This window comes from Streptomyces sp. ISL-10 (assembly GCF_018614575.1).
Classification (GTDB): Bacteria; Actinomycetota; Actinomycetes; order Streptomycetales; family Streptomycetaceae; genus Streptomyces.
This window is the reverse complement of the sequence record NZ_JAGGOJ010000021.1, coordinates 96,413-122,762: the sequence shown is the minus strand read 5'-3', so window position 1 is coordinate 122,762 and position 26,350 is coordinate 96,413. Positions and strand designations below refer to the sequence as shown.

11 protein-coding genes are annotated in these 26,350 nt (G+C 70.7%); 6 read left to right on the top strand and 5 right to left on the bottom strand.

Going from position 1 to position 26,350, the window contains the following annotated elements; genetic code table 11:
* Window positions 1-81 precede the first annotated feature (81 nt).
* The 5 genes from J7E88_RS25225 (at window position 82) to J7E88_RS25205 (ending at window position 14,700) form a co-directional block, all read left to right on the top strand.
* A complete protein-coding gene (locus J7E88_RS25225; RefSeq protein ID WP_308307598.1) occupies window positions 82-1,617 on the top strand; it encodes a VCBS repeat-containing protein in 1,536 nt (511 codons plus the stop codon).
* 432 nt (window positions 1,618-2,049) lie between these two features.
* Window positions 2,050-3,600 (top strand): VCBS repeat-containing protein, encoded by a 1,551-nt coding sequence (locus tag J7E88_RS25220; protein WP_308307597.1) that lies wholly within the window; start codon window positions 2,050-2,052, stop codon window positions 3,598-3,600.
* Between the two features lie 23 nt (window positions 3,601-3,623).
* Window positions 3,624-7,274 carry a LamG domain-containing protein gene (locus J7E88_RS37150; RefSeq protein WP_215184907.1) on the top strand — a complete coding sequence of 1,217 codons (3,651 nt, stop codon included), beginning with the start codon at window positions 3,624-3,626 and terminating at the stop codon, window positions 7,272-7,274.
* Window positions 7,275-7,429: 155 nt separating this feature from the next.
* Complete coding sequence (locus J7E88_RS25210) at window positions 7,430-14,284, top strand: polymorphic toxin-type HINT domain-containing protein (protein ID WP_215184905.1); 6,855 nt, start codon at window positions 7,430-7,432, stop codon at window positions 14,282-14,284.
* A gap of 23 nt (window positions 14,285-14,307) precedes the next feature.
* A complete protein-coding gene (locus J7E88_RS25205; protein WP_215184903.1) occupies window positions 14,308-14,700 on the top strand; it encodes a hypothetical protein in 393 nt (130 codons plus the stop codon).
* 94 nt (window positions 14,701-14,794) lie between these two features.
* On the opposite strand, the gene J7E88_RS25200 is transcribed toward J7E88_RS25205, so the two are convergent.
* Together J7E88_RS25200 and J7E88_RS25195 are read right to left on the bottom strand one after the other, a co-directional pair.
* Window positions 14,795-15,541 (bottom strand): Clp protease N-terminal domain-containing protein, encoded by a 747-nt coding sequence (locus J7E88_RS25200; RefSeq protein WP_215184900.1) that lies wholly within the window; start codon window positions 15,539-15,541, stop codon window positions 14,795-14,797.
* A 204-nt stretch (window positions 15,542-15,745) separates the two neighbouring features.
* Window positions 15,746-17,776, bottom strand: a complete 2,031-nt coding sequence (locus J7E88_RS25195) for a M4 family metallopeptidase (RefSeq protein WP_215184898.1) — start codon at window positions 17,774-17,776, stop codon at window positions 15,746-15,748.
* A 297-nt stretch (window positions 17,777-18,073) separates the two neighbouring features.
* Here J7E88_RS25195 and polX point away from each other — a divergent pair, with 297 nt between their 5' ends.
* Window positions 18,074-19,801 carry a DNA polymerase/3'-5' exonuclease PolX gene (gene polX / locus J7E88_RS25190; protein ID WP_215184896.1) on the top strand — a complete coding sequence of 576 codons (1,728 nt, stop codon included), beginning with the start codon at window positions 18,074-18,076 and terminating at the stop codon, window positions 19,799-19,801.
* A 17-nt stretch (window positions 19,802-19,818) separates the two neighbouring features.
* Here the strand turns inward: polX and J7E88_RS25185 are convergent, their stop codons facing one another.
* From J7E88_RS25185 to glgX, 3 genes are all read right to left on the bottom strand, one after another.
* Window positions 19,819-21,630 (bottom strand): ABC transporter ATP-binding protein, encoded by a 1,812-nt coding sequence (locus J7E88_RS25185; RefSeq protein ID WP_215185075.1) that lies wholly within the window; start codon window positions 21,628-21,630, stop codon window positions 19,819-19,821.
* A 380-nt stretch (window positions 21,631-22,010) separates the two neighbouring features.
* Window positions 22,011-23,936, bottom strand: coding sequence for an ABC transporter ATP-binding protein (locus J7E88_RS25180; protein ID WP_215184894.1), 1,926 nt, complete (start codon window positions 23,934-23,936; stop codon window positions 22,011-22,013).
* Window positions 23,937-24,052: 116 nt separating this feature from the next.
* The gene (gene glgX, locus J7E88_RS25175; protein ID WP_215184892.1) at window positions 24,053-26,332 is read right to left on the bottom strand and encodes a glycogen debranching protein GlgX; all 2,280 of its coding nucleotides are present in this window, start codon (window positions 26,330-26,332) and stop codon (window positions 24,053-24,055) included.
* Window positions 26,333-26,350: the final 18 nt, after the last annotated feature.

Genomic DNA, 26,350 nt, shown 5'->3' with positions numbered 1-26,350 from the left:
CTGCTCGTTGCTCGAGGACGCCACACGGCACAGCGGGTGGGGGGAAGAATGCCGCGTGTCGGCACACGTACGGCCCGGGGGGTGACGGCGCTCGCGCTGGGCGCCGCGGTCACCCTGCTCGGGCAGGGCGCGGCACCGGTGCCGCAGGCCGCCGCAGCCGCGGGCTGCGCCGGAGCGCAGAACGACTTCAACGGTGACGGCATCCGCGACATGGCCTTCGCGGACCCGGAGGCCACCGTCTCCGGCAAGGAGCGCGCCGGGCAGATCCACATCGTCTACGGCGGCGGCAAGGGCACGTTCGCTCTGTCGCAGGACTCGCCGAACGTGTCGGACGGAGCCGAGACCGGCGACCAGTTCGGCTTCTCGTTCGCCGTCTACGACGCCAACAACGACGGGTGCAGCGACATCGCCGTCGGCATCCCGTTCGAGGACATCAACCTGACCGACCGGACCGTCAAGGACGCCGGCCTCGTTCACCTGATCTACGGCTCGCCCACCGGCGTCGCCTCGGCCGGACTCGGCACCTACGGCTTCCGGCAGGGAGCCGACGGGAAACTCGGCGGTGGTTACGAGGCCGAGGACTGGGTCGGATACGCCGTCGCCGCGGGCAGGTCGGCCACCAACATCCCCTTCCTCGTGATCGGCGTCCCGGGCGAGGACGGTGCCGAGGGCAAGGACATGGGGATGTTCCACTACGTCTACGGCACCGGCTACAACGTGGCGCACGTCGCCCAGGACAGCGCCGGCGTGTGGGAGGATCCCGAGCCCAACGACCGCTTCGGCGCGTCGATCGCCGCCACCGACCGCCACTTCGTCGTCGGTGCTCCCGGTGAGTCCACGGCCACCACCACGCAGAACATGGAGTTCGCCGGTGCCGTGATCGCCTTCCGGCCGTCGATCAACACCGACGGGATCCCGGACCCGCTGTTCGGCATGGGGCAGGGCCGCAGCGGCACCGGTGACACCACCGCGCAGGCCGGAGACCAGTACGGCTCCGCCCTGGCGATGGCGCCCTACCGCCCTGCCGGTGCCACCGCGAACAACGACTCGCTCCTCGCGGTCGGCGTGCCCGGCGAGGACCTGGCGACCACCGTCGATGCCGGCGCCGTGCACACCTACCACCTCAAGGCCGACGGCACCGTCCAGCACCTCAAGTGGATCGACCAGAACCAGCCGGGCGTGGAGGGCGAGGCCGAGGCGGGAGACTTCTTCGGCCAGCGGCTCGCCGCGGTCAACACCTCCCCGACCGTGACGGGCACCGCGGCGACGATGCGGCTCGCCGTAGGGGCCCCGGGCGAGGAGTCGACCGAGGAGTATCCGGAGGAGGGCGGGGTGCAGATCCTGCCCCTGCTCGGTGACCCCGGAACCGGTGACAGCTGGATCTCGCCCGGGAACGGCATCCCCGCGACCCGTGCGCCCCGCATGCTCACCGGCATGGGCCTCGGGTCGAGCCCCGGCGCACTGTACGTCGGCGTCCCGTACGGGCCCGTGGCGAACAGGGCCGTACACGCCTTCCCCTGGAACACCCCCAACGGCGGTGCGCCCACGCAGAGCTGGCGGCCGGGTGAGGGTGGCATCCCGGTGGACAACGTCGCGTTCGGGGCGTTCCTGAGCTGATCGACCGGGCGCCGCCGCCCCGTCGGCGGCAGACGCGGCCCGCGGACAACCCGCGGGCCGCACCCAATGCCTGCGACCGATGCAGCAGGCCGTGCCCTGCCCGCCGCAGGCGCCGACGGCACGATCCCGTGCGGGCGAGGACGACCCGGAACAGCCCCTGCCTGCCAGGGCCATCCCGGACAGGGCCGTTCTCACCCGTGCCGTGCCGGACCCGCGGTGCTCCCGCCACCCCGCCGACCGGCATACCCCGCACGGCGCTTCGGCCCAGCCCACCCCCCCGCTCGCGGTGGGCGGCCGGGCCCGGCACGCGTGGAGGGCGGGTCGGCCGACAGCGGCGGGGATCGGAGCAGGGCGTTGGCCACGAGCCCGGACGGGCGTGGCACAGAGACCGCCGGCGGAAGCAGCCGGCTGCGTAGGGGAGGACCCATTTCAGTGAGCAGTCCAACACGCCCGCGACCGCGGGCAATCCGACGACGAGGCGCGCTCGCCGCGAGCGCGCTCGTCCTGACCGTCTCCGCCCTCGGACTCGCTCCGGCGTCGACCGCCGCGGTTGCCGCCGGCTGTTCCGGTGTGGAGTCGGACTTCAACGGCGACGGCATCCGTGACACGGCGATCGCCGATCCGGAGGCGACCGTCGCGGGTCACGCCGAGGCGGGGCTCGTGAGGATCGTCTACGGCGGAGGCAAGGGCACCCTCGAACTCGTCCAGGGAACCGGCGGGATCCCCGGCGGCCCTGAGCGGGGCGACCAGTACGGCTTCGCGCTCGCCGTGTACGACGCCGACGCCGACGGCTGCGCCGACCTCGCGATCGGCAGCCCGTACGAGGACCTGTCCACCACCGCCGACGCCGGCTGGGTACACATCGTCTACGGCTCGTCCGCGGGCCTGAACGCCGGCAAGGCCGTCAAGGAGCACACCCAGGGCGGGACTCTGGGCGGTGCGAAGGAGGCCGGTGACTGGGTGGGGTACGCCCTCACCGCGGGCAAGACGTCCGCGGGTGCGCCGTATCTGATCGTCGGCATACCCGGCGAGTCCATCGGCACGGCCGAGGACGCCGGCGGCTTCGTCTATATCCACGGGACCGCGCAGACGGTCGTCAGCGTCAACCAGGACGTCGACACGGGCGGAGCGGTGCCCGGTACCGCGGAACGGGACGACCGCTTCGGCGGATCGCTCGCGTCCACGCCCACGCACTTCGCCGTCGGCACGCCCGGCGAGGCCATCGGCACCGTGCCGTTCGCCGGCGGCGCGGCGGTCTTCAGCCACACGCTGTCGTCCGGCCATCCCAAGCCGCTGTTCGGTCTCGGGCAGGACCAGGACATCGTCGACGGCGCCGAGGAGCCCGGCGACGGCTTCGGGACGGCGCTCGCCATGGTGCCCCACCGCCCGTCCGGGGCGACCACCACGAACGAGTCGCTGCTCGCCGTCGGTGTGCCCGGTGAGGACCTGCACACCACGGTGGACGCGGGCGCCGTACAGATCTTCAGGGTCACCGCGGCCGGCACCCTCGCCAAGCACATGTGGCTCGACCAGAACTCCGCCGACGTTGAGCAGGCGAGCGAGCCGGGCGACTTCTTCGGGCAGCGCCTGGCCGCCGTCAACACCGCTCCGAGCAGCACCAGTTCGGGGACGAACACCCGGCTCGCCATCGGCGTCCCCGGTGAGGAGTCGACCGAGGAGCACCGCGAGAAGGGCGGCGTCCACATCGTGCCCATGGTTGGCGCGCCCGGCGCGTCCGACTCCTGGATCGACCCGGGCTGGGGCATCCCCGGCGAGCCGGCGCCGCTCCAGCTCGCGGGACTCAGCCTGGCGGCGGCCCCGGGCGGGCTGTACGTCGGTATGCCGTACGGCCCGCAGGCCGGTCACGCCGTCCACCTCTTCCCGTGGAACACGGCGAACGGCGGCGCCCCCACCCAGACCTTCAAGCCCGGCGAAGGCGGCATCCCCGCGGGCGACACCGCCTTCGGTGCGGCGGTCCGCTGATGAACCACAAGGAGAACGGACACGTGTCCAGACGTATACGACGCGGCCTCGTGCTGCGCGGCGCGATCGCCGCGGTGGCGGCCGGCGCCGTACTGACCGGCGGCTTCAACGCGCTGCCGGACAACCCGGACGGCGCCGACGTCGCACCGAAGCAGTCCGCCGTCGGCACGGGGACCCCCGTGCAGACGGAGGCCGAGGCCCTCGCGGTCGCGAAGAAGAGCAACAAGAAGATCGAGATCCTCGGTATGCGCACCGCGCGCCGGGAGATCTACGCCGAGCCCAACGGGACGTTCACGGCACGGGAGTACACCGATCCGGTCCGCACCTTCCAGGACGGCTCCTGGGTCGACATCGACAAGACCCTTGTGCGCCGGTCCGACGGCAGCGTGGCCCCGAAGGCCACCGCCGTGGCCCTGTCGTTCTCGGACGGCACGGCCGGCAAGCCGTTCGTCACGATGAACCAGGCGGGCCGCGAGCTGTCCCTGGCCTGGCCGTACGGCAAGCTGCCCGCGCCGGTCCTCGACGGCGAGACCGCCACCTACAAGGACGCGCTGCCCGGCGTGGACCTCGCGGTGCGCGCGGAGGCCGACGGCTTCGGCCACCTGCTGATCGTCAAGACCCCCGAGGCCGCCGCCGATCCGAAGCTCGCCCGGCTGGACCTGGGCCTCACGACCGACGGGCTGAAGGTCACCGAGGACGCCACCGGCGCGCTCAAGGCCGAGGACGCCGCCGTCGGCGGCACCGTCTTCGAGGCCGGCAAGCCCGTCATGTGGGACTCGGCCGCCGTCAAGGAGGCCGCCGCCAGGAAGCAGGGCCCGCGGGCCGTCTCCAAGGCGCTCGCCGCCGCGTCCGCCAACGCGGCTCCCGCCCCGGCCGTCGCCCCGGAGCCCGCGCTCACGGGACCCGGCGGTGGAGGAAAGACCTCGCCGCTCGGCATCGAGGTCGGCAAGGGGAAGCTGTCCCTGGTGCCCGATCAGAAGCTGCTCAAGGGCAAGGACACCGTCTTCCCGGTCGTCATCGACCCGATCCAGCGCACCACCTCGCGCACCGCGTGGACCGGCGTGATGTCGGGCATGCCGAGCGAGCAGGACTGGAAGTACTCCGGCAGCGCCGGTGTGGGCAAGTGCCCGACGGACTACAGCCCGGTGTCCTGCAACGGCGTGGGGGTCCGGCGGCTGCTGTTCACCATGCCGATGTCGTTCTACAAGGGCAAGCAGATCCTCGGCGCCTCGTTCTCCGCCCGTGTCGAGCACATCTACAGCGCCTCGCCGACCGCCGAGCCGATCCGGCTCTACCGCATCGGCGGCAAGAACTACAGCATCACCTCCTCCTCCAGCTGGTCCAACACCTCGGACGACTGGCTGGACCACATCGGCACGGTCGACAAGGCGATTTCCCCCACCAGCTGCTCCAGCCAGGCCAACCTGCACTTCGAGGCCGGCGCCACTGGTGAGCTGACCAGCGAGGTGAAGACCGCCGCGGCCGAGGGCTGGTCCTCGATGACGCTCGGCCTGCGCGCCGCCGACGAGACCCGGCTGCCGGAGTGGAAGCGGATCTGCGGCAACGCCTACCTCTCCATCAGCTACAACAACCTGCCCCGCAAGATCACTTCGCTGTCGCAGAACCCCGGCGGCGTGTGCACCTCCGGTACCGGCCGTCCCTACGCCGAGGTCCCGCCGCAGCTCCAGGCCATCGCCAGCGACCCGGACCACACGAGCACCAGCACCGACAAGGTGAAGGTCGAGTTCAAGGTCGACTGGACCGACCCGGTCACCAAGGAGGCCAAGAGCTACACCTCCCTCACCCCGACCTGGCTGGCGCCCACCTCCGGCACCAAGTTCACCCACACCGTCAGGTCGACGATCCCGCAGAACACGGTCATCTACTGGAGCGCCCGCGCCTACGACGGTGACGGCTACGGCCCGTGGAGCTCCGACGGCGAGTCGGTCCGCTGCGAGTTCATCTACGACGCGACACTGCCTGGCAAGCCGAACGTGCTGTCCAAGCAGTACCCGTCCGACAGCGTCTACCACGACGGCGTCGGCACCTACGGCTCGTTCACCTTCTCGCCCAACCCGAACGACTCCGTGCCCGACACGGACATCGTCAAGTACCGGTACGCGTTCGACAGCACCGCCACCCCGGCCACCACGGTCCCCGCCACCACGGCCGGCGGTCCCGCGACCGTGAGCTGGATGCCGACGCGTTCCGGACGCCACTGGGTCGACGTCATCGCCGTCGACAAGGCGGAGAACCCCAGCACCAAGGCCCACTACGAGTTCCTCGTGACCGAGGGCACCCCCGTCACCGCCCAGTGGAACCTCGCCGACGCGCCGACCAGCACCGAGGCGCACGACGAGACCGGAGCCTTCTCGGCGAACGCGGGCACGGGCGTCACCTTCGGTGTGGAGGGCCCCGGCGGCAAGGTCGACGCGGCCGCCCGCTTCGACGGCACCTCCGCCGCCTACGCCGACGTCAACGAGACGGTCCTCGACTCCTCGAAGAGCTTCAGCGTCAGCGCCTGGGTCCGCCCGAAGGGCACCCCGACCCGTGACATGGCCGTCGTCAGCCAGGACGGCACCGGCGAGCCCGGCTTCACCCTCGGCTACGACCACACCGCCGGCACCTGGGCGTTCTCCGTCCCGGTGACCGACGTCGACTCGCTCGGCGAGTGGAAGGCCGTCGCCACCGGCGTCAGCGTGCTCCCCGACCAGTGGGTCCTGCTGACCGGCGTCTACGACGCGACCAAGTCCGAACTGCGGCTCTACGTCAACAAGGACTCCAAGGGCGTCGCCTCCCGCCGCTCGGTGTGGCGGTCCTACGGCCCGCTGCAGCTCGGCCGCACCACGGCGAAGAGCGGCTACCGCGACAACCTCGACGGCGACCTCGCCGAGGTCCGCGTCTTCGACCGCGTCCTGCCCGCCGCGCAGGTGGCGGAGATGATGACGGTCAAGCCCGTGCGCAAGAACTACTGGCAGCTGGACTCGGCCACCTCGGGCTCCTCCCCGGACACGGGGACGGGGCAGGCGCTGACGCTGGCGGGCAACGCGTCGGTCTACAACGCGCCGTCGGACGACCCGTACTTCGAAGGCCCCTTCCCGATGGTCGGTGCCGGTCATCTCGTGCTCGACGGCGACGGTGACTACGCGTCGACCGGGACGGCACCGGTCACCGGCGCCGCGAGCTTCACGGTCTCGGCACGGGTGAAGCTCACCACGCTCGACCCGGAGAAGGCGCAGACCGTGCTCTCGCTGCCGGGCGCTGCGGCCAACCGCCTCTCCGTCCGCTACCGGCCGGGACAGGACGCCTCGACCCCCTCGATGTGGGAGCTCGCGGTCGCCGAGTCCGACTCGGCCACGGCGACGGTGAAGTCGTTCACCGACGACCAGGAGCTCCCGGACACCGACCCGGCCGGCCAGCACCTGGCCGTCGTGTACGACGCGTTCGCCAACGAGATCCGGCTGTACGTGAACGGCCAGCTCGCCGACATCGCGCACGGGTCCGACGACACCCTGTGGGCCGCCAGCGGCGCCCTCCAGGTCGGCCGTTCGGCTCTCGGCGGCGGCAGCGAGTACTTCGCCGGCGCGATCGACGAGGTCCGCGTCTACGGCGGTGCCGCGGACAAGACCGCGATCCAGCTGATGTCCAACCCGATGGCTCTGCCGGACATGTGATCCCCGACGGGCGGGTGGTCCGGCCTCCCGGGGCCGGCCCGCCCGCCCGCTCGCCTTCCATCCCTTTCTACGTGTGGAGACACGTGATGCCATTTCGTGGCCGGTTGCTGAACCGGCGCATACCCGGGCGGCTGCTCGCAGCGACCGCCTTGGGGGTGACCATCGCCTTGACCGGCGGTACGGCCCAAGCGATGCCGCTCACCCCGCAGGAGCAGGGCAGGGGCAGACCAGGCGTGCAGGACTTCGGTGACCCCGTCGAGGGCAAGGACGCCAAGGCCGCACCACGCCCGGCCGATCCGGCGAAGAAGGCCGCGGTCACGACGCTCGACAAGGCGGTCTGGCCCGGCGGCGGCAGCGCCGAGCTCGCCGTCGCGTCCGGCGCGCTGAAGGCGACGGCGATCGGCGGCCTGCCGGTCGCCGTCTCCTCGGTGCCGGCCAAGGCGGCGAAGCCGGCTCGCACGGCATCCGCCCAGGATGCCCCCGTCAAGGTCACCGTCGACGTCCTGCCCGCCAAGCGGGCCGCCGACCTCGGTGCCGGGGCACTCCTGCGCGTCGAGCGCGCCGACGACCGGGCGAAGGACGCCACGGTGCGTCTGACCGTCGACTACTCCTCCTTCGCCGAGGGTTACGGCGGCTCGTACGCCTCCCGTCTGCACCTGGTGCGACTGCCCGCCTGTGCGGCCGTCGCGACGCCCGGCAGCAAGGCGTGCCCCGAGCTGCCGAAGCCGCTGCCGACCGTGAACGATCCCGAGGACCGCACGGTCTCCGCCTCCGTCGTCGCGGCTCCGGCGCCGCAGTCCGGCCCGTCGACCATGGCGGTCGAGGGCACCTCGCTCGTGGCGCTCGCCGCCGGGCCGTCCTCGGCCCAGGGCTCGTACAAGGCGACCCCGCTCTCCCCCTCGGCGAGCTGGAGCGTCGCGAACTCGTCGGGCGGTTTCAGCTGGAACTACCCGATGCGGACGGTCCCCACGCCGGGCGGCCTCTCGCCGACCATCGGCCTCGGCTACTCGTCGCAGTCAGCGGACGGCCGCACCTCCACGACCAACAACCAGGGTTCGTGGATCGGCGAGGGCTTCTCCTACGACCCCGGCTACATCGAGCGCCGCTACAAGCCGTGTGCCGACGACGGCCACTCGACCTCCGGTGAGCAGTGCTGGGCGTTCGACAACGCCTCGATCATGCTCAACGGCAGCTCCAGCGAGCTGATCAAGGACGACAAGACCGGCGCCTGGAAGTTCTCGTCCGACGACGGCACCAAGGTCGAGAAGCTGACCGGTGCGACGAACGGCGACAACGACGGCGAGCACTGGAAGGTCACGACCGCCGACGGCACCCAGTACTGGTTCGGCCTCAACCGCCTGCCCGGCTGGGCCACCGGCAACGAGACCACCGGCTCGGCCTGGACCGTCCCCGTCTTCGGCGACGACTCCGGCGAGCCCTGCTACAACGCCACGTTCACCAGCGCCCACTGCAAGCAGGCGTGGCGCTGGAGCCTGGACTACGTCAAGGACGCCCACGGCAACGTGATGTCCTACTTCTACGCTCCCGAGACGAACCACTACGCCCTCAACGGCAAGACGGACGTCAACGGCACCGCGTACCACCGCGGCGGCTACCTGAAGCGGATCGACTACGGCCAGCGCGACGGCTCCGTCTACGCGGCCAAGGCGCCCGCACGGGTCGTCTTCGGCGTCGCCGAGCGCTGCCTGCCCACCGCGGACTTCGACTGCGCCGAGTCCAAGCGCACCAAGGCGAACGCGGCGCACTGGCCGGACACGCCGGTCGACCAGGAGTGCAAGGCCGACACCAAGTGCACCGTCGGCCAGACCTTCTGGACGACGAAGCGTCTGACGAGCATCACCACGCAGATGCGCAAGAGCACCACCGAGTACCAGGACGTGGACGCGTGGGCCTACACGCATGTGTTCACCGACAACGGTGACGACTCCAAGACCCTGTGGCTGTCGAAGCTCGACCACGAGGGCCGGGTCGGCACCGCGGCGAAGCTGCCCAGCCTGGAGCTGTACGGCGAGCAGCTGGCCAACCGGGTCGACGCGATCGGCGACAACGTCGCGCCGTTCCACCGCTACCGCCTCGCGGCCGTCCTGAGCGAGACCGGGGCCCAGCTCGACGTCAACTACGCGCCGACCGAGTGCACCAAGGACGCGCTGCCCAAGCCGGGTGAATCGACCAAGCGCTGCTACCCCGTCAAGTGGGCCCCGCCGGGCACCATCGAGCCGATCACGGACTGGTTCCACAAGTACGTCGTCGCCGAGATCGTCGAGACCGACCGCACCGGCGGCGGCGACTCGCTCGTCACGCGCTACGACTACAACGGCCCCGCAGCCTGGCGGAAGGCCGTGCCGGACGGCATCACCGAGGACAAGTACCTCACCTGGGGCGGCTGGCAGGGCTACGGCAAGGTCACCGTCACCTCGGGCAGCGCCGACCGGCAGACCTCGCGGGTCGACTACACGTACCTGCAGGGCATGGACGGCGACAAGGACCCGGCCGGCGGCACCCGTTCGGTGAAGGTCACCGACTCGACGGGCGTCGAGTACACCGACTCCGAGGAGTTCACCGGCCACCAGCTGGAGGCGCACACCTACGACGGGACCAAGCTCGTCTCCAAGGTGGTCAGCGAGCCCTGGAAGGCCGTCACCGCCACGCAGACCCGCCGCTGGGGAACCTCGCACTCGGTCATCGTCCGTTCCGACACGGAACGCGGCTACAGCCTGCTGTCCGACGACACGTGGCGCCAGACGAAGGCCACCACCAAGTACGACACGGTCAACGGAACCGGTCGCGTGGTGGAGGTCGACGACCAGGGTGACGTCTCCACCACGGCCGACGACACCTGCACCCGCACCTGGTACGCCGACAACGTGGGCGCGAACCTCCTCTCCCTGCCGTCGCGCAGCGAGGCGGTGGGCGTGAGGTGCTCGGTCACGCCCGACCGGAAGACGCAGGTCCACGCCGACGAGCGCACCTCGTACGACGGCAAGGCGTTCGGCGAGGCACCCACCAAGGGCGATGCCACCACCACGGAGCGCCTGACCTCCCACAACGGCACGACCGGCACCTACCAGGTCACCGGCACGACCACCTACGACGCCTTCGGCCGCCCGCTGTCCCAGACGGACGCCTCGGGCGCCGTGACCAAGACGGCGTACACGGACGTCAATGGCCTGATCTCGCAGACGAAGAACACCAACGCCCTCGGTCACATCACGACCACCGACTACGTCCCGGCCTGGGGCATGTCGGCCGGCCAGACCGACCCGAACGGCAAGCGCACCGACCTGGCCTACGACGGCCTGGGCCGCCTCACCTCGGTCTGGCTGCCCGACCGTGTGAAGACCCAGACCCCGAGCATCAAGTACTCGTACAACGTCCGCCGCGACCAGGTCACGGCGATCCGGACGGAGAAGATAGAGAACAGCGGCTCGTACGGCTCGGAGTACCAGCTGTACGACAGCCTGCTGCGCCCGCGCCAGCTTCAGACCGAAGGTCCGGGCGGCACGCGCATGGTCGCGGACTCGTTCTACGACGGCACGGGCAAGGTCAAGAAGACCCACGCCACGTACAACGCCGCCGGCGCGCCCTCCGACGAGCTGCTGATCGTCCGCAACGGCGAGGTCGGCCGGCAGAGCCTGATGGAGTACGACGGCCTCGGCCGCATGACTGCCCAGATCCTGGCCGTTTCCGGTGTCGAGCAGTGGCGGACCACCACCGCGTACGACGGTGAGCGCACCACGGTCGACCCGCCGAAGGGCGGCGTGCCCACCACCACGATCACGGACTTCGCGGGCAACACCAAGGAGATCTGGCACTACCGGGGCGACTCCCCGAACCCGCTGTCCGGTTACGACGTCACCAAGTACACGTACACGCCCAAGAACCAGCTCGAGACGGTCACGGACGCCCAGGGCAACGTGTGGCGTTACGAGTACGACCTGCTGGGCCGCAAGACGAAGAGCGTCGACCCGGACGCGGGGACGTCGACGACGGCGTACGACGCCCTCGACCGCGCGGTCTCGACCACGGACAGCCGGGGCAAGAAGGTCTCCACTGTCTACGACAAGCTGGGTCGCACCCTGTCCACCTGGCAGGGCGAACCGACCACCGGTACCAGGATCACGGAGACCCGGTACGACAAGGCGGGCCTGCTGGGGCATGCCTGGGCCGACATCAGCTACATCTCACCGACCGAGTCGTTCGGCACGGTCATTCAGACGTGGGACGACTTCTACCGTCCGCTGAAGACGAACTACGTGGTGCCCGCGTCTCAGGGGGCACTTGCCGGTACGTACACCTTCACGGCGGCGTACAACCGCGACGGCACCCTGCAGTCGACCGGTGTCCCCGCTGTGGGCGACCTGCCGGCCGAGGTGCTGGTCAACGGCTACGACGACCTGCAGCGTCCGACGACGCTGACGGGCTCCACGTCGTACGTCACCAACACCGTCCACTCCAACAAGAGCCACGTCCAGCAGCTTGAGCTGTCCACCGGGAGCGGCAAGAAGGTCTGGCAGACCTTCGACTACGAGACCGGCACGGACCGGCTGACGCGCATGGTGGTTGACGTCTACGGTGCGGCAGCGCCGGCCAAGGAGGCGAACTACTCCTACGACCAGGCGGGCAACGTCCTGTCCATCTCGGACACGGCGAACGCCGCCTCGCCGGACGTCCAGTGCTTCGGCTACGACACGCGCAAGCGTCTCGCCGAGGCGTGGAGCCCCGCGTCCACTGTGGCCGACGCCTCCGGCAACGGCACGGTCGGCTCCGTGGCTCCCGTCGAGGGATCCGGACCGACGGCCTGCCAGGCCGCCCCGGGAGTGAACCCGCTGGGCGGACCCTCTCCGTACTGGAAGTCGTACGTCACGGACGCCATCGGCAACCGGACGTCCGAGACCGTCCACGACACCGGCCTCAACCCGGTGCAGAACATCACCCGTACGTACACCTACGGCGGAGCGGGAGCTCTCGGCGACGGTCCGCACCAGCTGACCAAGGTCGTGGAGAGCACGCCGACCGGTGACAAGCAGTCGACCTACGAGTACGACAACACCGGCAACACCACGAAGCGCACCGTCGGCGGCGACGCCCAGGTGCTGGAGTGGACCGATACGGGCAAGCTGGCCAAGGCCAAGGAGGCCGACGGCTCCGAGACGACCTACCTCTACGACAGCGGTGGCAATCGGGTCCAGCGCAAGGACCCGACGGGCACGACGGTCTACCTGCCCGGCACGGAGGTGAAGCTCTCCGTCGACGGAACGAAGAAGGAAGCCACCCGCTACTACTCGCACGTCGGCCAGACGGTCGCGGTCCGCACGAACGACGGCAAGGTGTCGTTCCTGGCCTCCGACCACCACGGCACGGGCGAGCTCGCCATCGACGCCGCGACAGGTTCCGTCTCGCAGCGCCGCTTCGACCCCTTCGGTGTCGAGCGGGGCGAGGCCACCGGTACGTGGCCGGGTGAGAAGGGCTATGTCGGCGGCACGATCGACAAGTCGACCGGGCTGACCCATCTGGGCGCGCGCGAGTACGACGCGGTCATCGGCAAGTTCATCTCCGTCGACCCGATCATCGACCACACGCAGCCGCAGCAGATCAACGGCTACAGCTACGCCAACAACTCCCCGGTCACCCACGCCGACCCGAGCGGCATGATCCTCGCGGAGTGCTGGCAGGGCCTCATCGAGTGCGAGGGCGGCAAGCCCGTCACGGACAAGGTCAAGCAGGCCGAGCACACCGTCACCCAGGCGACGAACGATCTCGGCGGAGCGCAGGGTCAGCAGAGTGCGGCCAAGCAGCGCATCAAGTCTGCGGGCAAGGCCCTCGTCAAGATCGTCCGGGACATCTTGGGTGTGGACGCCGCGCTCGACTGCGTCTCCAGCGGAGACATGGGCGCCTGCGGCGAGACGCTGCTCAACATCGCCGGCAGCTTCGCCGGTGGTCTCGCGGGCAAGATCCTGGCCAAGTACGGCGCACCGTGGAACTGGGCCAAGGGAGCCAAGCTCGCCAAGCGCGTGGTCGGCCTGGTCGGCGACCTGATCGGCGGAGTCAAGGACCTGTGGAAGGCCAACAAGGCCGTCGACAAGGCGAAGGACGGGCTGTCCAAGGCGAAGGACGCGTTGGCCGCGGCCAAGAAGAAGGCCGCGGAAGCTCTCAAGAAGAAGAAAACCGAGTGCCACAGCTTCCTGCCCGGCACGAAGGTTCTTCTGGCCGACGGCACGACCAAGCCGATCGAGGACGTCGCGCTCGGCGACAAGGTCACCGTCACCGACTCCGAGACCGGCGAGACGACCGTCCGCGAGGTCGCGGGGACGATCGTCACCGAGGACGACAAGCACTTCGTCGACCTCACGATCACCGGTGAGGCCGGCACGCCCGAGGCGTTGATCGCCACCACGACCCACCCGTTCTGGGTGGTCTCCGAGGGCGAGTGGATCAAGGCGGGCGACCTCCGCCCCGGCATGACCCTGCGCACCCCGTCGGGTGACACGGTCGAGGTCACGGACACGCGCCACTTCGACAAGCGGCAGCAGACCCACGACCTCACGGTGACGGGTATCCACGCGTACTACGTGCTCGCGGACACGACGCCTCTCCTTGTGCACAACTGTGGAGAGATCACGCTGCACAAGTGGGCCCCGGAGACGGAGGGAGACTCCCCGCACTTCAGCATCGAAGTCTCCGACGGGAAGACCTCGCTGCACACGGAGCAGATCATCACCGCCGACGACTACAGCAGCACGGAGATCGTCAAGTTCCAGCCCGGTCTGAAGAAGGTCAGTTCCACCACCATCCGGTTGCCGAACCCCCAGCAGGCGATGAACTTCCAGCGGCAGCTCATGAGAGCTGGTGACCTCGGCAAGTACGACAAGATTGGCAACAGCTGCATTTCGCACTGCATGGTGGTCGGCAAAGCCGGTGGCCTGGAGGTCGATGGGCTTCGGGACTTCGCCGGGATGTTCGGTCTCGGAGTCAGAGATTTGATCCGGTGACACAGGAGGAAGGAGAGATGACCATGACTGCGCCGACCGGAACCAGCTTCTTGGCTGACGTCCTGGCGAGCGGATACTGCGACTCGAGTGTGCAACGTGAGCTCGGACGCGTGCTGATGTCGTCGAGTGGCTCGGATTTCGGCTCGCCATCCGTTCAAGGGGACGAGGACAGGCTCGTGGAGAGCCTCATCCGAGTCGACGAGGCGTGGTCCCGCGTGCGCCGGACCTGGTCGCGGGTCGTCGAGCTGGGCACCGCGCTCGACGCGGAGAGAGCAGCTGTGCAGCAGACGCCGCACGAGAGCCGCGCGGCACGTCTCGCGGCACTGGAATCGCTGCCGGCCGAGGCGGCGTTCCGAGCCGCACGGTCCGAGTTCGCAGAGGCACTGTCGGAACTCGCTGACGCTTACGGGTCCTGACCGCACCGGTACGCTCGTATGAGGGCCGTCCCCGCATCCGCGGGGGCGGCCCTCCTCGTTGTCCACGTCCGTCGCCACCGCAAGCGGTGGAGGGCTACTGCTCCTTGGGGGCCTTGGCGGCCAGGAACGGGGCCAGTGCCTCCGTCACGTACGCCTCGACGGCTCCCTTGTCGACGCCGAGTGCCGAGAGCGGGCCGGTGCCGTCCTCCGCCTCCAGCAGGGCCAACAGGATGTGCTCGGTGCCGATGTAGTTGTGGCCCAGCCGCAGGGCCTCGCGGAAGGTGAGTTCCAGGACCTTGCGCGCCCGGGCGTCGTACGGCGCGACCTCGGGGAGGTCGTCGGCGGCCGGGGGCAGCGCCGCCGTCACCGACGCGCGGACCTGGTCGGCGCCGGTGCCCTGCGCGGTGAGCGCCTTGGCGGCGAGACCCTCGGGCTCGGCGAGCAGACCTAGCGTCAGGTGCTCGGTGCCGACGTGCGTGTTGCGGGCCTCGCGGGCTTCGTTGGCGGCCGCCGTGATGACGTTCCTGGCCCGCGGGGTGAACCGGTTGAAGCCCTGGCTCGGGTCCAGGTCGAGCGGCTGGTCGGACCCCTTGGTCACGAAGCGCTTCTGGGCGGCCTGCTTGGTGACGCCCATGGACGTGCCGATCTCGGTCCACGAGGCGCCGGAGCGGCGGGCCTGGTCGACGAAGTGGCCGATGAGGTGGTCGGCGATGTCGCCGAGGTGGTCCGCCGCGATGACCGCGTCGGACAGCTGGTCGAGGGGCTGGGAGTGGGCCTTCTTGATGGCTTCGATCAGATCGTCGAGCCGTACGGGATGGGTCAGACGGATAGGATCGGTCATGCGACAACCTTAGGTTGACGCTCGGTTGCTCGTCAACCCTTAGTTGACGATATGCCGTACGTCGGCCATCGGCCCGCCTCGTGCATCGCGATCGCCAGGGGGCCTCGTCGTCCGCCGGCTGCACCCTGATCGTCCGCCCTGCGACGCAGCCGCCCGGCGTGCGGTGCACCCCGGGCGGCAGTGGGACAGCGGTGCGGCGCCGGCTCAGAAGGTGAGCTTCCAGCTGTTGATGTAGCCCGTGTCGTAGCGCGCCACGTCCTGCACCCGCAGCTTCCACGTGCCGTTCGCCGCCTCGCTTGAGGCGTTGACCGTGTACGTGGTCTGGACGTTGTCCGCCGAGTCCGAACCGCTCGAGTTCTTCAGGCGGTACGCGGTCCCGTCCGGGGCCAGCAGGTCGATGACCAGGTCACCGCGCCAGGTGTGGATGATGTCCACGCCGACCTTGAGGGTCGTGGGCGCGTTGCCCGTGCGGCCGGTGACGTTGATCGAGGAGGTCACGGCCGCGCCCGGGGAGTCCGGGATGGACACATCGGCCGTGTTCTCGAAGACGGTGCCCGGCTCTCCGGGGTCGCCGCCGGGACGGGAGCCGACGTTGATGCCGGCCCAGGCGTCGGTGACCGACTTGACCTCGGCGCTGGTCGCGCCGTACAGCTCCGTCGCCACGGCGATGGTGCCGGTGCGGGCCCCCGCGTAGTCCGTGCGGGAGTTGAACTTCGTGGTGAGCGCCTTGAACCAGATCAGCGCGGCCTTGTCGCGGCCGATGCCGGTCACCGGCAGGCCGTCGGAGGTCGGCGAGTCGTAGTTCACGCCGTTGACGGTCTTGGCCCCGCTGCCCTCGGAGAGCAGGTAGAACCAGTGGTTCGCCGGGCCCGAGGAGTAGTGGACGTCGATGTTGCCGATGCCGGAGTACCAGGAGTCCTTGGACGAGCCGTCCTTGCTGGGCTTGTCCATGTAGCGCAGCGGGGTGCCGTTGCCGCGGATGTCGATCTTCTCTCCGACGAGGTAGTCGCCGACGTCCTGGGAGTTGTTGGCGTAGAACTCGACGGCCGCGGCGAAGATGTCGGAGGTCGCCTCGTTGAGGCCGCCGGACTCGCCGCTGTAGACCAGGCCGGCCGTGTTGGACGTGAGGCCGTGCGTCATCTCGTGCGCGGCCACGTCGATCGACGTGAGCGGCTTGGTGTTGTTCGCGCCGTCGCCGTAGGTCATGCAGAAGCACGAGTCGGACCAGAAGGCGTTGACGTACGCGTTGCCGTAGTGGACGCGGGAGTACGCGCCGACGCCGTCGCCGCGGATGCCGCTGCGGCCGTACACGTTCTTGAGGTAGTCCCAGGTGAGCGCCGCGCCGTAGTGCGCGTCGGCGCCGGCGGTCTCGGCGTTCTGCGGGGTGCCGTCGCCCCAGATGTCGTCCGCGCCGGAGAACAGCGTGCCGGTGCCGGACGTACCCCGGTTGAGGTTGTACGTCTTGTGGTTGCCGCGCCCGGTGTCGGTCAGCGAGTACGACGGCGCGGTGCCGAGCGTGACCTGGCCGCCGTACTGGGTGTTGCCCGTGCCGTTGTGGACGGCCTGGCGCTCGAAGAGCTTCTCGCCCGTGGTGGCGTCGGTGATCACGTGCAGCTCGTTGGGCGTACCGTCGTGCTGGAGCCCGCCGACGACCGTCTCGTACGCGAGCGTCGGCCTGCCGTCCGCCAGCCAGATCACCTTGCGCGGCGCGCGGTCGGCCTTCGTCCTGGCGGACCCCTCCGCCCTGGCCGCGCTCACCGCCTGCTTCTCGGCCGTGGCGGGAGCGATGTCGGCGCTGGTGTCGACGTTCTTCAGGGCAGACCTCGACGCCTTGGTGACGGACTCGGTGGCGCCGGCCGCGCTCTGCGCGACCACGAGGTCGCCGCCGAGGACCGGCAGGCCCGCGTAGGTGCGCTCGTAACGGGTGTGTGTGGTGCCGTCCCGGTCCTGGACGACGTCCCGGACGACGAGCTTCTCCTGGGCCCCGAGGCCGAGTTCCTTCGCGGTGGCGGCCGTGGTCGCGGTCGCCTCGCGGATCAGCTCCGCACGCTGGGCGGGGGAGAGGTTCTTGGGCAGGGCACCGGGGTCGGCCTTGCCCGCGGCCTGCGCCTTGGGGGCGGACGTGCCTGCGGGGTCGGCTCCGGCGGAACCGGTCTGCATGCCCACGGCGAGCATGGCGGCGGCGGCGATCAGAGCACCCGACGCGGTGGCGCGACGGCTTGGCGTGGATCTCACGCGGACTCCTTTTGCGAGGGGGGTACCGGCCGCCGGGTATGCGGCCGGGCAGAGCAAACAGAGCTGGCGGAGCGAAGAGTGCCGGCAGAGCAAACAGAGCCGGCGGAGCGAAGTGAGCTGGCGGGCACGGTGCGCGCGGAACGGGGGAAGAGTGGCATTGGCGCGGGCTTTATGACAGGGGCGCGTCAAGAGTTGGCCAGAAATCGTCCGTTGCCCGAAAAGTCGTGTTCGTTAAGCGGACGTTTCGATGGGTCATCGCCCATGCGTGGCAGTCGGCCCCGGGGGCACCCGGCGGATATGACCAGGGCCAATGAGGAGGTCGAGGCGCTGCTCCAGGAGTACGCCGACCTCATCACGATCACCGGCGGCGACGCCTTCAAGGCACGTGCCTACGAAAAGGCGGCCCGTGCCATCGGAGGCTTCCCCGCCGACATCTCGAAGCTCGACATCCAAGGGCTGAAGGAGATCCCCAACGTGGGGAAGTCGATCGCCGAGAAGGTCGTCGAGTACCTCCGGACCGGTCAGGTCTCCACCGTCGAGGAGGCCAGGGCCTCGATCCCGGCCGGGGTGCGCGAGCTGATCACCATCCCCACGCTCGGCCCCAAGAAGGCGATGGTCCTCTACGAGGAACTGGACATCTCCTCGGTGGACCAGCTACTCGAGGCCATCCACCAGGAGCGACTGCGTGACCTGCGCGGATTCGGCGAGAAGACCGAGGAGAACGTCCTTCACGGCATAGAACTCATGCAGAAGGCCGGCCGGAGCGGCCGCATCCTGATCAACGCCGCGATGGACGTCGCCGAACAGATCGTCGCCGAGCTGTCCGCGGTCACCGGCTGCTCAGGGTGCACCTACGCAGGGTCGCTGCGCCGTATGAAGGAGACCATCGGGGACATCGACATCCTGGTGGCCGCCGAACGGTCGGCACCCTTCATGGAGGCCTTCGGCCGCATGCCGCACACGGCCGAGGTCATCGCCGGCGGGGAGAAGAAGACCTCTGTCCGGACCACCAAGGGACTCCAGGTCGACCTGCGGGTCCTGCCGCCCGACTCATGGGGAGCGGGACTGCAGTACTTCACCGGCTCCAAGGCCCACAACATCCGCACCCGCGAGATCGCGGTGCGGCACAAGCTCAAGCTCTCCGAGTACGGGCTCTTCCACGCCAAGAGCGGCAAGAAGATCACCTCGGAGAACGAGGAGGACATCTACGCCCGGCTCGGCCTGCCCTGGATCCCACCGCCCCTGCGCGAGGACCGCGGAGAGATCGCGGCCGGACTGCGCGACGAACTCCCCGAGCTGCTGACCGACCGCGACATCCGGGGCGACCTCCACACCCACACCGACCTCACCGACGGACTCGCCCCGCTGGAGGACATGATCGCCGCCGCCGCGGACCTCGGCTACGCCTACTTCGCGATCACCGACCACGCCCCCAACCTCGCCATGCAGCGGATGACCGACGAGAAGATGCTCGCGCAGCGCGAGCGCGTACGGGAACTGGACCGGAAGCACCATGGGATGCGGCTGCTGCACGGCACCGAACTCAACATCGGGCCGGAGGGCGAAGTGGACTGGCCCGACGAGTTCCTGGCCGGGTTCGACCTGTGCGTGGCCTCGGTCCACTCGCACTTCAACCAGAACCGCCGCGAGCTCACCCGGCGGCTGCTGCGCGCCTGCGAGAACCCGCACGTCGCCATCATCGGCCACCCCACCACCCGGCTGCTCGGCAAACGGCCCGGCATCGACGCCGACTTCGACGCCGTATTCGAAGCCTGCGCCCGAACGGGCACCGCCCTGGAGATCAACTCACACCCGGAACGGCTCGATCTCTGCGACGAGGAGATCCTGCGCGCCAAGCGGTACGGGGTGAAGTTCGCGGTCGACTCCGACGCGCACTCCACCACGCACCTGCCCTACATGCGCTACGGCGTCGGCACGGCACAGCGCGGCTGGCTCACCAAGGACGACGTCATCAACACATGGCCGCTGACGAAGCTGCGCCGCTTCCTGCGCGGCGGGGCCTGAGCTCTCCCGGCACGGCGTCAGCCGACCACACTCTCGCGCCACGCCTTGTGCAGACCCGCGAAACGGCCCTCGCCGCAGATCAGTTCGGCAGGCGCTCCGTCCTCGACGATCCGCCCCCGCTCCATCACCAGCACCCGGTCCGCGATCTCCACCGTCGACAGCCGGTGCGCGATCACCACGGCCGTACGCCCCTCCAGCACGGTGGCCATCGCCCGCTGCACCGCCCGCTCCCCGGGGATGTCCAGCGAACTCGTCGCCTCGTCCAGGATCAGCACCGCCGGGTCGGCGAGCAGCGCACGTGCGAAAGCGACCAACTGGCGCTGACCCGCGGAGATGCGCCCGCCCCGCTTGCGCACATCGGTGTCGTAGCCCTCGGGCAGCGCGGCGACGAAGTCGTGCGCCCCGATGGCCTTCGCCGCCTGCTCGATCTCCGCGCGGCCGGCGTCGGGCCGGCCGATCGCGATGTTCTCCGCGACCGTGCCGGAGAAAAGGAACGCCTCCTGTGTCACCATCACCACCCCGCGCCGCAGCTCCGGCACGGCCAGGTCCCGCAGATCCGTCCCGTCGAGGAGCACCCGGCCGTGCGTCGGGTCGTAGAACCGGGCCAGCAGCTTGGCCAGGGTCGACTTGCCCGCGCCCGTCGAGCCGACGACGGCGACCGTCTGCCCGGCCGGGATCGTCAGATCGAAGGGCGGCAGCACCTCACCGCCCGTGCGGTAGCCGAAGCCGACCCGCTCGAAGACGACCTCCCGGCCGGGACGACCGCCCTTGAGCACCGGCAGCTCACGCGGCCGCGCCGGCTCCGGCACGGACGGGACCTGCGCCAGCAGCCCGGCGATCTTCTCCAGTGAGGCGGCCGCCGACTGGTAGGAGTTGAGAAACATCCCGAGCCGGTCGATCGGGTCGTACAGCCGCCGCAGGTACAGCACCGCCGCCGCCAGCACACCCAGCGCCAGCGTCCCGGACGCGACCCGGTACGCGCCCCACAGCACGATCCCGGCCACCGCCGTGTTGGCCACGAGCCGCGAACCGACCACATAGCGGGCCACCTCCAGCAGGGCGTCGCCGTTGCGGCGCGCATGGCGGTCGTTCAGCACGCGGAAGGCGTCGTCGTTGGCCCGCTCCCGGCGGAAGGCGCGCACGGGACGGATGCCGTTCATCGTCTCGGCGAACTTCACGATGACCGCGGCGATCGCCGTCGACCGCGCCATGAACACCGACTTCGCACGCCGCTGGTAGAGCCGCACCAGCAGGTACAGCGGCACGAACGAGAGCACCGCGATCCCGCCGAGCCCCACGTCCAGCCAGAGCAGCATGGCCGAGATGAAGACGAACGCGAGAACGACGCCGATGAGTTCCTGCAGCCCCTCGCTCAGCAGCTCCCGCAGGGACTCGACGTCCGTGGTCGACCGGGAGATCAGGCGGCCGGAGGTGTAGCGCTCGTGGAAGTCCACGCTCAGCGCCTGGGCATGGCGGAAGATACGGCCCCGCAGGTCGAGCAGCACGTCCTGGTTGACACGGGCGGACGCGCGGATGAAGGCGTACTGGAGGAAGCCGGCCGCAAGCGCGCACAGTGCGTATCCGGCGCCGACAGCGATCAGCGGTCCGTGGTCGTCCGCCCTGAAGGCGGGCACGCCGTGGTCGATGGCGTACGCGACGAGCAGCGGACCCGCCTGGACGGTCGCCTGCTGGAGCAGCAGAAGCACCGCGGCGAGCACCACGCGCGCCCGGCGGGGCGCGAGCAGCGAACGCAGCAGGGCCCCGGTCGCGCCGTTGGACGCGGGCAGGGCGTCCCGGTCGAAGGGGTCGTCCAGCCTGACGGGCCGCACCGGCTTCCCGTCGGTCCCGGAGCCGCGCCCCGCGCCGTCGCCGCTGCCGGCGGCGGTGGCGCCCGGGGCGGCCCCGTCGGCGGGCCCGCCCGCCGGGAGCGCCGCCGGATCGGCCGTCCGGCCGAGGGTCGGACCCACGGCCGGACCAGCGACCGGACTCAGGGCGGGACCGGCGGATGGGTCGCGCGGTGGCCCCGCGGCCGGGTCCCCGGCCAGGTCGGCTGTGGGATCGGCCGTCCGGTGCTGGGCGGGGCCGACCCGTGGGGCGTGCGCCGGGCCCGCCGCCGGGTCGGTCATCGGACCGGTCACGGAACCGGTCGCCGGGGTCGGGCCCGGGCCCGGCGCCGGGTCCTCGGTCGGGCCCGTTGTCGAACCCGTCGTCACCGGGCCCTCCCTTCCGCGCCTGCGGCGCTTCTCCGGGCCGGTGCGCCCGCCCCGGCTGTCGTCTCCGGAGCGTTCGGCTTCCCCGCGTCCTCCGCGTCCCTCGCGCCCCCTGCGTCCTCCGCGTCCTCCGCGTCCTCCGCGCCGTCGGACCTCCCCGTGCCCGACATCAGCCAGGCGTACTCCGCGTTGGTCCGCAGCAGTTCGTGGTGCGTGCCCACCGCCGCGATCCGGCCGCCGGACAGCAGCGCCACCCGGTCGGCGAGCATGACCGTCGACGGGCGGTGCGCCACCACCAGGGCCGTGGTGTCCTGAAGGACGCGGCGCAGCGCCGCCTCCACCAGCGTCTCGGTGTGCACGTCGAGTGCCGAGAGGGGGTCGTCGAGCACCAGGAAGCGGGGCCGCCCGACGACCGCGCGCGCCAGCGCCAGCCGCTGGCGCTGACCGCCGGACAGGCTCAGACCCTGCTCGCCGACTTGCGTGCGGGCGCCGTGCGGCAGGTCGTCGACGAAGCCCGCCTGTGCGATGTCCAGGGAGCGCCGCAGGTTGGCGTCCGTCGCGTCATGGGCGCCCATCAGCACGTTTTCCCCGACGCTCGCCGAGAACAGCGTCGGCTCCTCGAAGGCCACGGACACCAGCTCGCGCAGCCGTTCCCGGGGCAGCGTGGTGATGTCCCGGTCGTCGAGCGTGATGCGTCCGGCGGTGACGTCGTAGAGCCGCGGCACCAGTGCCGTGAGCGTGGTCTTGCCGCTGCCGGTGCCGCCGACGAGCGCCATCGTCTCGCCTGGACGCACATGCAGGTCCACCCGGGCGAGGACGGGGGCGACGTCCTCAGGGGCGTCCGGGTAGCGGAACTCGACGCCCTCGAAGCGCAGTCCCCCCTCCCCGGACGCGGGGCTCCGCGCGTCGTCGGCCGGCTCCCGCTCCTCGGGAGTGTCCAGCACCTCGAAGTACCGGTCGGCCGCCGTGGCCGCCTCCTGGCTCATCGCCAGCAGGAAGCCGATCGACTCCACCGGCCAGCGCAGCGCCAGCGCGGTCGACAGGAAGGCCACCAGCGTGCCCGCCGACAGCCCGCCGTCCGCGACCTGGACCGTGCCCAGCACGAGGGCCGCGCCGATCGCCAGTTCCGGGACGACCGTGATGAGCGCCCAGATGCCGCCGAGCAGCCGGGCCTTGCCCAGCTCCGTGCCGCGCAGCCGGTCCGACAGCGCCCGGAACGCCTCGGCCTGACTGCGGTGCCGGCCGAAGCCCTTGACGACACGGATGCCGAGGACGCTCTCCTCCACGACCGTCGTCAGGTCGCCGACCTGGTCCTGCGCCCGGCGGGCGACCAGCGAATACCTCGTCTGGAAGAGGTTGCACGCGACGACGAGCGGCACCACGGGCGCGAGCAGCACCAGACCGAGCATCCACTCCTGGTCCAGCAGGAGCACGAAACCGACCAGGATCGTCGCCCCGTTGACGAGCAGGAACGTCAGCGGGAAGGCCAGGAACATCCGCAGCAGCATCAGGTCCGTCGTGCCCCGGGAGAGCAGCTGCCCCGAGGCCCACCGGTCGTGGAAGGCGACGGGCAGGCGCTGGAGATGCCGGAAGAGATCGGCGCGCATCGCCGCTTCCACCCCGGCGAGCGGCCGGGCCACCAGCCACCGCCGGAAGCCGAACAGCGCGGCCTCCGCGACGCCGAGGAGCAGCAGCATCAGCGCCCCGAGCCACACCCCGCCCGGATCGCTGCCCGCCACCGGGCCGTCCACGATCCACTTGAGGACCAGGGGGATGACAAGGCTCAGACAGGAGGCCAGAATCGCGACGAACGCCGCGCTGAACAGGCGGGTGCGTACGGGCCGCACATACGGCCACAGCCGCAGCAGCGAGCGCACGGCGGATCGCTCGGACGAAGGACCGGGGGCGACGGGTGAGGTGGGCATCAGGTGCGAGCCTACGGTTCACCACTGACAGCCCTCATGTGGTTTTCCGGCCACCGGGGGAGCACCCGGGAGACGTTCACCCGAAGGCCGGTATGCGGCGGGTACGAGGCCGGTAGTCAGGTCCGCACACGCAGCAGCAGTACGCAGCGGGCGGGCACCCGGACCACGGCACCCCCCTCGTGCACCGTCCCGGGCGCCTGCGCCTGCTCCTCCCGCGAGGTGTCCACCACCAGCTCGTACGCCTGGGCCCACGGCGGCCCCGGCAGGTGGAAGTCCACCGGCTCCGCCGCCGCGTGCAGGATCGTCAGGAAACTGTCGTCCGTCACCTGTGCCCCCCGCGCGTCCCGCCCGGGGATGTCGCGACCGGACAGGTAGAGCGCGAGCGTCGCGGACGGCGCGTACCAGTCGCCCTCGCTCATCTCCGTGCCCTGCGGGGTGAACCACGCCAGGTCCCGCAGCCCGTCCGGCGCCTGCGGCCGGCCCGAGAAGAAGGCGCGCCGGCGCAGCACCGGATGGGTGTGGCGCAGCGCGAGCAGCCGCCGGGTCAGCTCCAGCAGCCCGCGCCCGGTCTCCTGCTCCGGCAGCGACCAGTCCACCCAGCTGACTTCGTTGTCCTGGCAGTAGGCGTTGTTGCTGCCGCCCTGTGTGCGGCCCATCTCGTCGCCCGCCACCAGCATCGGCACCCCGGTCGACAGCAGCAGCGTGGTGAGCAGGTTGCGCATCTGCCTGCGGCGCAGCGCGTTGATCTCCGGGTCGTCCGTCTCGCCCTCGGCGCCGCAGTTCCACGAGCGGTTGTCGTTGGTGCCGTCCCGGTTGCCCTCGCCGTTGGCCTCGTTGTGCTTGTGCTCGTAACTGACCAGGTCGCGCAGGGTGAAACCGTCGTGCGCGGTGACGAAGTTGATCGACGCGTACGGGCGGCGGCCGCCCCAGGCGTACAGATCGCTGGAGCCGGACAGCCGGTAGCCGAGATCCCGCACATCGGGCAGCGTCCCGCGCCAGAAGTCCCTCACGGCATCGCGGTAGCGGTCGTTCCACTCCGTCCACAGCGGGGGGAAGGCACCCACCTGATAGCCGCCGTTGCCGACGTCCCACGGCTCGGCGATCAGCTTCACCCGCCGTAGCACCGGGTCCTGGGCGATGACGGCGAGGAAGGGGGACAGCATGTCGACGTCGTGCATGGAGCGGGCGAGGGCCGCCGCCAGGTCGAAGCGGAAGCCGTCGACGCCCATCTCGGTGACCCAGTACCGCAGCGAGTCGGTGATCAGCCGCAGCACATGGGGCTGCACCACATGCAGGGTGTTGCCGCATCCGGTGTAGTCCGCATATCGCCGGGCGTCCGCCTGGAGGCGGTAGTAGCCGCGGTTGTCGATGCCGCGCAGCGACAGCATCGGCCCCAGCTCGCCCGCCTCCGCCGTGTGGTTGTAGACCACGTCGAGAATGACCTCGATCCCGGCGGCGTGCAGGGCGCGCACCATCCGCTTGAACTCACCGACCTGCTGACCGGCCGTGCCGGACGCCGCATACGCGCCGTGCGGGGCGAAGTAGCCGATGGAGTTGTAGCCCCAGTAGTTGACGAGTCCCCGCCGCAGCAGGTGGTCCTCGTGCGCGAACTGATGCACCGGCAGCAGCTCCACCGCCGTCACCCCGAGCCCCACGAGATGCTCGATCGCGGCGGGGTGCGCGAGGCCCGCGTACGTACCCCGCAGCTCCTCGGGAATGCCGGGGTGCAGCCGGGTGAAGCCACGCACGTGCACCTCGTAGATGACCGAGTCCGCCCACGGGGTCTTCGGCCTGCGGTCGTCCATCCACTCGTCGCCGTCGGCGTCGTCGTGGACCACGACGCCCTTGGGTACGAACGGCGCCGAATCGCGGTCGTCGCGCACCGTGTCGGCGACATGCTGCTGCGGCCAGTCCCGGACGTGCCCGTACACCTCGGGCGGCAGTCCGAGGTCGGCGTAGTCCCCGTCCACCGCACGGGCGTACGGATCGAGCAGCAGCTTCGCGGGATTCCAGCGTGCTCCGGTCCACGGGTCCCAGCGGCCGTGCACCCGGTAGCCGTAACGCGTGCCGGGCCCCGCGCCCGGCACGAAGCCGTGCCAGATCTCGTGCGTCAGCTCGGTCAGCGGCACCCGCGTCTCGGCGGCCGAGGGGCCGAGGCCGTCGAACAGGCACAGCTCGACCGCCTCGGCCCCGCCCGCCCACAGCGCGAAGTTGGTCCCCGCGACACCGTCGGGCCCCACGCGGTAGCGCGCCCCCAGCGGGGTCGGCGTCCCCGGCCACGCGGGCGCGGCACGCACCGCCGGACGGCGGCCCTGCGTGCCCGCCGCCGACGGCGCTCTCGGCGACGCCCCCCGCACTCCTTCGTCCACCGTCTCCTGCTCGGCTGCGCTCGACACCTGTCGGCCTCCCGCGGC

Coding starts and splice junctions, on each gene's coding strand:
- J7E88_RS25205 (WP_215184903.1), top strand. CDS start 14,308: ATGACTGCGCCGACCGGAACCAGCTTCTTGGCTGACGTCCTGGCGAGC.
- J7E88_RS25200 (WP_215184900.1), bottom strand. CDS start 15,541: ATGACCGATCCTATCCGTCTGACCCATCCCGTACGGCTCGACGATCTG.
- polX (WP_215184896.1), top strand. CDS start 18,074: ATGACCAGGGCCAATGAGGAGGTCGAGGCGCTGCTCCAGGAGTACGCC.
- J7E88_RS25180 (WP_215184894.1), bottom strand. CDS start 23,936: ATGCCCACCTCACCCGTCGCCCCCGGTCCTTCGTCCGAGCGATCCGCC.